This window comes from Levilactobacillus parabrevis ATCC 53295, from assembly GCF_001434055.1.
Taxonomy (GTDB): Bacteria; Bacillota; Bacilli; order Lactobacillales; family Lactobacillaceae; genus Levilactobacillus; species Levilactobacillus parabrevis.
Genome location: NZ_AZCZ01000069.1, coordinates 1 through 5,331, shown reverse-complemented (window position 1 = coordinate 5,331; position 5,331 = coordinate 1). Strand labels below are relative to the sequence as shown.

Here is a 5,331-nt window from a genome sequence, read left to right as displayed (position 1 = left end):
AGGTTTTCTGCTTAGTTTTTAATAAACTTGCCCTTCCTAGAAGCTGATATGCTCTAAAGACTCTCCTGTAAAACATACCACAATTAATCCTCCCAAAATATGGCAATCGTCTTTAGCCACTCAATCATTACACGAACAATTCATTCTGCTGACTGTTCATTTGCCCACCAATAGCTCTAACAACTGGCTGAACTTTCTCTCAGGACAACTTCCGCCGATTCTGCCAGTACACCGCCACGAGCAGTGGTAACGTAATCGCCATCATCGGGTAGAGCGAGACCCATGGTAAGTAAGTCGTGATGACCCCCGCCAACATAGGCCCGAGCGTCATCCCCAAGTCGATACCAATGTAAAATGTGCTGTTGGCCAGACCTCGGTCGGACTTGGGAACCAGCGTGAGTGACTTCGCCTGACAGATGGAAAACATCAGGCCATATCCGGCGGCAAGACCCACGGCACCCACCGCCAACATCAACCAATTTGTCATATCCGTCAGCCCGATAATGCCAATCAGATTGCACCCCAGACAGGCCCAGAAGAATTTGCCAAAGGGAATCCGGTCAAAGGCGTCCCGTAGGAGCAACCGCATCGCTAACAACACCAGCGCATAGACTGGGAAGAAGGCCCCGGCTGGAATTGCAAAGCCGCGGTGTTCGACATAACTCACAATATAGGTCTGCGTCGCGAAGTATGGCAGAGAAAAGAGCAAGAGAATCACGGCAACTGGAATAACTTTAGGCTGAACCAAGCGAAATTTTGGCTGTTGCGCCTTACTCTTTCGGTAATCCGGATGCGGTATACTCCGGTTACCCACGAACTGAATGATGATGAGCAACAGCGTCACGCAAATTGCGGCAACCCAGAAAACACTACGATAGCCAAAATGGTGATAAAGATAAACACTCACCGCTGGACCTATCGCCATTCCCAAGGCGTTGGCGATACCGTAGATTCCCATGCCGGCACCAATTCGATCGGCCGGTAACAGGCTGGCCATCCAGGTCGACATGCAAACGGTACAGAGCGTGTAGCCTAAGCCGTTCACGACCCGCCACACCATAATTAAAGGAACGGACGTGGTTACGCCATAGCCCACGCACGCGATAAGGATCAAGACTCCCCCAATCAGGGTCAGCCGATACTTGGAAAAGCGATCGGTTAAATTACCTGCTAGTGGCCGTAAGACTAGCGAGGTCAGGTTCATCATCCCGGCGACGACCCCCGCTAGCACACTGTTTGCCCCAACATTACTCGAAAATCCCGCAATGATCGGATTCACCAACATTGGACTCATCAGAAAGAAGAAGCTGGCGGCTAAAACTAATTTCACATCTTTTGTATACAAACGGGTCTTCACACGACCTCAGTTCCTTTCCAAATTCTGGCTGACACGATCCAGCATCGCCAAAAGTTCTTGTTGTTCGGTCGGTGTAAAGTTGGTAAACAGTGCCTGACTGGTATCTTCAATATGCGTATCTAACTGCCGGCATTTCGCAAGACCGGCCGCCGTGAACGCCACTAGCTTGGCGCGACCGTCGTTAGGATTAGGAGCCAATCGCAACAACTGCCGATTAACCAATCGCTTCACGATCATGCGGGCCGTTTGATGGGTAACCTGCTGATGATCTTTAAAATCCGTAATCGTACTCTGCGGAAAGTCTTCAAAAAACCGCAGCGCATCGGCCTGCTCACTGGTCAACTCCAGCTGACCTACGAACAAATTTCGCTTGTGCCTAATTCGCCGTCCCAAAATGACTAGCTTGCGCGATACCAATTGATCACCGTTCATGGAATCACCTCTACCACCATTATACAGCTAGCTGTATAGTTTTGAAAGGCCTGGTTGTATTTTCTTTACTCGGCAGCTTTTACCTTGCTTTCATTGCATTGACAGTGGTCGTACAGCCAGCCGTCCTAAGTCTCTCCCGCTTGCGATGAGTCTTGCTGTACAAAAATAGCCGTCAGTTAATCCTGACGACCATTTGAATCCGAAATTTTACAAAACGCATTTTAGATAATCTCAACCGTTTTACTGGCGACGGCGCCGTTCACCTAAGCCTAACCAGGTCAAGACTGCCAACAATACGGTACCAACCGCTGACCAATAATTGCCTTTTTCAAGAGTTTGTGGCAATTGCGTCTGTGCCTGTGTTTCGTGCCGATTAGCTCTGGAACCACGGTTTACAACGGTTGCCTGGTGCGAATAAGACCATGCCGATGTCGACATTCCATGCTGTGCGCCACTGAATGCAGTGAACGCAGCGGAACCGGCTAACTTGAAGGATTCTCGCTGACCTGAGTGGTTCACATCTGTCCCCCTAGTTCGGTGTTGCTTAGTCTTACGAGACGGCACCTCTTTTGGAGAATGCTTAGTCGGCTTAACTTTGTTAGTGGGCTTATTAGGAGTCGTTGGCCTAGTTGGCGTCGCTGGTTTGTTCGGTTTAGCCGGTGTTGTTGACTTACCTGGATCCGTCGGCGTTGTTGGTGTCGTCGTACCAGAGCCACTACTTGGTGTTGACCAACTCAACGTTAGGGCGTCCACCCCATAGTTTCCGGAATGTTCTGTTGCATCCCCAGTCGTTCCACTCGATAGTGATAGTTTCAGACTAGTCCCCTTAAAGTTTGCGGGCAAGGTTAACGCATCGGTTGTCGGATCATACGTAACTGGCGTATCGTCCAGCATAAAGATCATGGGATCCGTCAGAGCGAAGTTCTGTAATTGCAGTTGCTTGGCAATAGTGGCACGAATACCAGTCAGCTGATTACCAGACTTATTGACGGTAACATCCAATGTCTTTTGCCCAGCCAAAGCCTTGTCTCCCAAGTTCGTGACTGGTTGAGCTGCCTGAATCTTCTGTAAATTGTTGCCACCAAAGGCACCATCTCCAACACTATTCACAGTACCATTCAGTTGAAGTGCCTGCAACTTGTTGCTGGCAAAGGCTGCGTCCCCAATACTCGTCACACTATTAGGTATCTCCAACGTTCCTGCCAACTGATTCTCCGCGAAGGCAGACGACCCAATAGTATCCACTTTCTGGCCCAAAATGAGCCCCGTGAGCTTACCGTTAGTAAAAGCATGATCTCCAATACTTGTCACTAAATCCGGAATGGTTAACGTTCCAGTCAGTTGGTTGTTTGCTGCGAAGGCGGATGATCCAATAGTGAGTAAATCGGTTCCAAGCTTGAGTCCTGTCAACTGATTAGCAGCAAAAGTAGCCGACCCAATGTGTTGAATGCCATCCGCAAGTGTTAGTGTTCCGGTCAATTTATTGCCAGAAAAGGCACCATCACCAATTGTAGTATCACCATTTGGCCCTTTCTCCCACTTGCCAAAGTCAATTGACGTCAAAGAATCACCGACAAAAGCATTACTACCAATAAAAGACATGTTATCTGAGAGAATCAAGGCGCCTGTCAGTGTCGGATTACCAAGAAAAGCCTGGTTATCAATTGTCGCCAGTTTAGATGCCCCATCACCAATAGTTAGTCCGGTTATTTGGTTTGCCATAAAAGCCGATTGACTAATAGTTTCCACCGAGTCGGGAATAAACAGATTGCCAGTAATCGCATCCCCAGCAAAAGCGGTTGCTCCAATCGTATTAACCATTTTCCCTAAAACTAGGTTAGTCAACGTTCCATTACTGGTAAATGCTGATTCACCAATTGTCGTAACTTTATCGGGAATCACAACACTGACTAATTGATTATCCTCAAAGGAACCCGCCCCAATCGTAGTTAGCGCATCGTCCAAATGAATACTGGTCAATTGATTATGATCAAAAGCATTCGGACCAACAGTTGTCACGAGGTCAGGCAAATTGACAGTAGTCAAGTGATTTGTATTAAAGGCACTAGCGCCAATTGTTGTCAATTTGGTGCCCAAAGACACTGATGCTAATTGGTTATTGGCAAAAGCCATTTCACCAATAGTAGTCGTGCCCACAGGAAGTACCAGATTCTTCAAACTATTATACGCAAAAGCACTTTTCCCAATCTGAACGGTCGTCAAATTGTCACCGAAATCAATACCGGTCAGTTGGTTCCCAGACCCATCGTTAGCATCACTACCAGCAAAGGCTTTCTCACCAATCTGTGTAATGGAGGCAGGTAACGTCAACGTTCCAGTTAACTTGTTATCTGCAAAAGCATTCGCACCAATTCCCCAAAGATCACTTTTATTTTTAGAAAAATCAATGGTCGTCAGTAAATTATCTTCAAACGCTTCCTGGCCAATCGTGGCGACGTGCGCGCCCATGACTAAGCTCGTCAATTTGCGCCCTTTAAAAACGTTGTCAGCAATTGCCGATACGTTGATTGATTTTCCTGCGTCATTGAGATGGGTATCCGGAATGACAATATCGGTTGCGCTACCCGTATAACCAGTAATGGTATACCCATCACCAGTTGCGTTTAACGCATAGGTAAACCCATCATCCGTTGTGGCCTCATCAGTGGTATCACTAGGTGTCTTCACAGCAACCGTTGCCGGCATTGCCATCATTCGCGACATAACTCGTGAACGACTAAATTTAGCGAAGCCAGCAGTCGCGCTCACCCGGTCACTCTCATCAGTGGCCTTGGTGTTCTTCACTGGCTGTGGTGATTCGGCCGACGTGTTGGGCTTTGCTGGTGTCCCCGTCGTACCGGAATTCGCTGGTTGTCCCGCGTCACCTGCAGGCTGAGCTGCTTGTTTCACTGGTGCAGCGTCACTTTGCTCAGAGGTCCCATCGCTACTACCCGCTTGTTTTTGATTATCTTGACTACCAGGCTGGTCATCCTCCGCGCTCGGTTTGTCAACGTTAGGCTGTTCCTGTTCTTGCTGATCATCCTGATTGTTTACTTTTTTCTGCGCTACCAGGCTTGAATCCTCGGCAACCGTTGCCGCTTGAGCTGAATGTGCACTGACCATCAGACCGGTACTCAGGGCGGCTAAAGTCACGCCTGCGTATAGTAATTGTTGGCGCATCCCATATTCATGTCGTTGTTTTTGTTGATCATTGGTCTGCATAGCTAATTCTTCCCTTATCCTTTTTACCTACTCAAATATACATGGTTTAAAGGTTTATTTTTCAAATAATGATGACTCTATGAGTTCAATACTAGCACGATTACTTTGGAATTCCAGACAAGGACGTACGGCATGGGGGAAACCATCTGCCCTATGTCGGAAATGCTTCCCTAGAGCGTTTTAAAAACTGCTTGATAAATAATCCATAAGCTTATAACTATTAGAAAAGTCTAATAAAAATAGGACAAATTTAGGGCTGTGTGTAAATTTTTCTATTTTTACGCGTCTTAAACGAAACGCAAATTGCAAGAACAAGTTAG

The 5,331-nt window shown here is 47.4% G+C and carries 3 protein-coding genes; all 3 read right to left on the bottom strand.

Annotated features, from left to right (window positions below; genetic code table 11):
- Positions 1–199 precede the first annotated feature (199 nt).
- The 3 genes from FD07_RS11545 to FD07_RS11535 all read right to left on the bottom strand — a co-directional run bounded on the left by FD07_RS11545 (position 200) and on the right by FD07_RS11535 (position 5,011).
- The gene (locus FD07_RS11545) at positions 200–1,357 is read right to left on the bottom strand and encodes an MFS transporter (RefSeq protein ID WP_020088688.1); all 1,158 of its coding nucleotides are present in this window, start codon (positions 1,355–1,357) and stop codon (positions 200–202) included.
- A 6-nt stretch (positions 1,358–1,363) separates the two neighbouring features.
- Positions 1,364–1,789: a MarR family winged helix-turn-helix transcriptional regulator gene (locus tag FD07_RS11540; RefSeq protein WP_020088689.1), complete on the bottom strand. Its 426-nt coding sequence runs from the start codon at positions 1,787–1,789 to the stop codon at positions 1,364–1,366.
- Between the two features lie 240 nt (positions 1,790–2,029).
- Positions 2,030–5,011 (bottom strand): leucine-rich repeat domain-containing protein, encoded by a 2,982-nt coding sequence (locus FD07_RS11535; RefSeq protein WP_020088690.1) that lies wholly within the window; start codon positions 5,009–5,011, stop codon positions 2,030–2,032.
- Between the last annotated feature and the right edge of the window lie 320 nt (positions 5,012–5,331).

What these genes read in the sequence shown, in the direction of transcription:
- FD07_RS11540 (WP_020088689.1), bottom strand. Translation starts at nt 1,789, where the DNA reads ATGAACGGTGATCAATTGGTATCGCGCAAGCTAGTCATTTTGGGACGG.
- FD07_RS11535 (WP_020088690.1), bottom strand. Translation starts at nt 5,011, where the DNA reads ATGCAGACCAATGATCAACAAAAACAACGACATGAATATGGGATGCGC.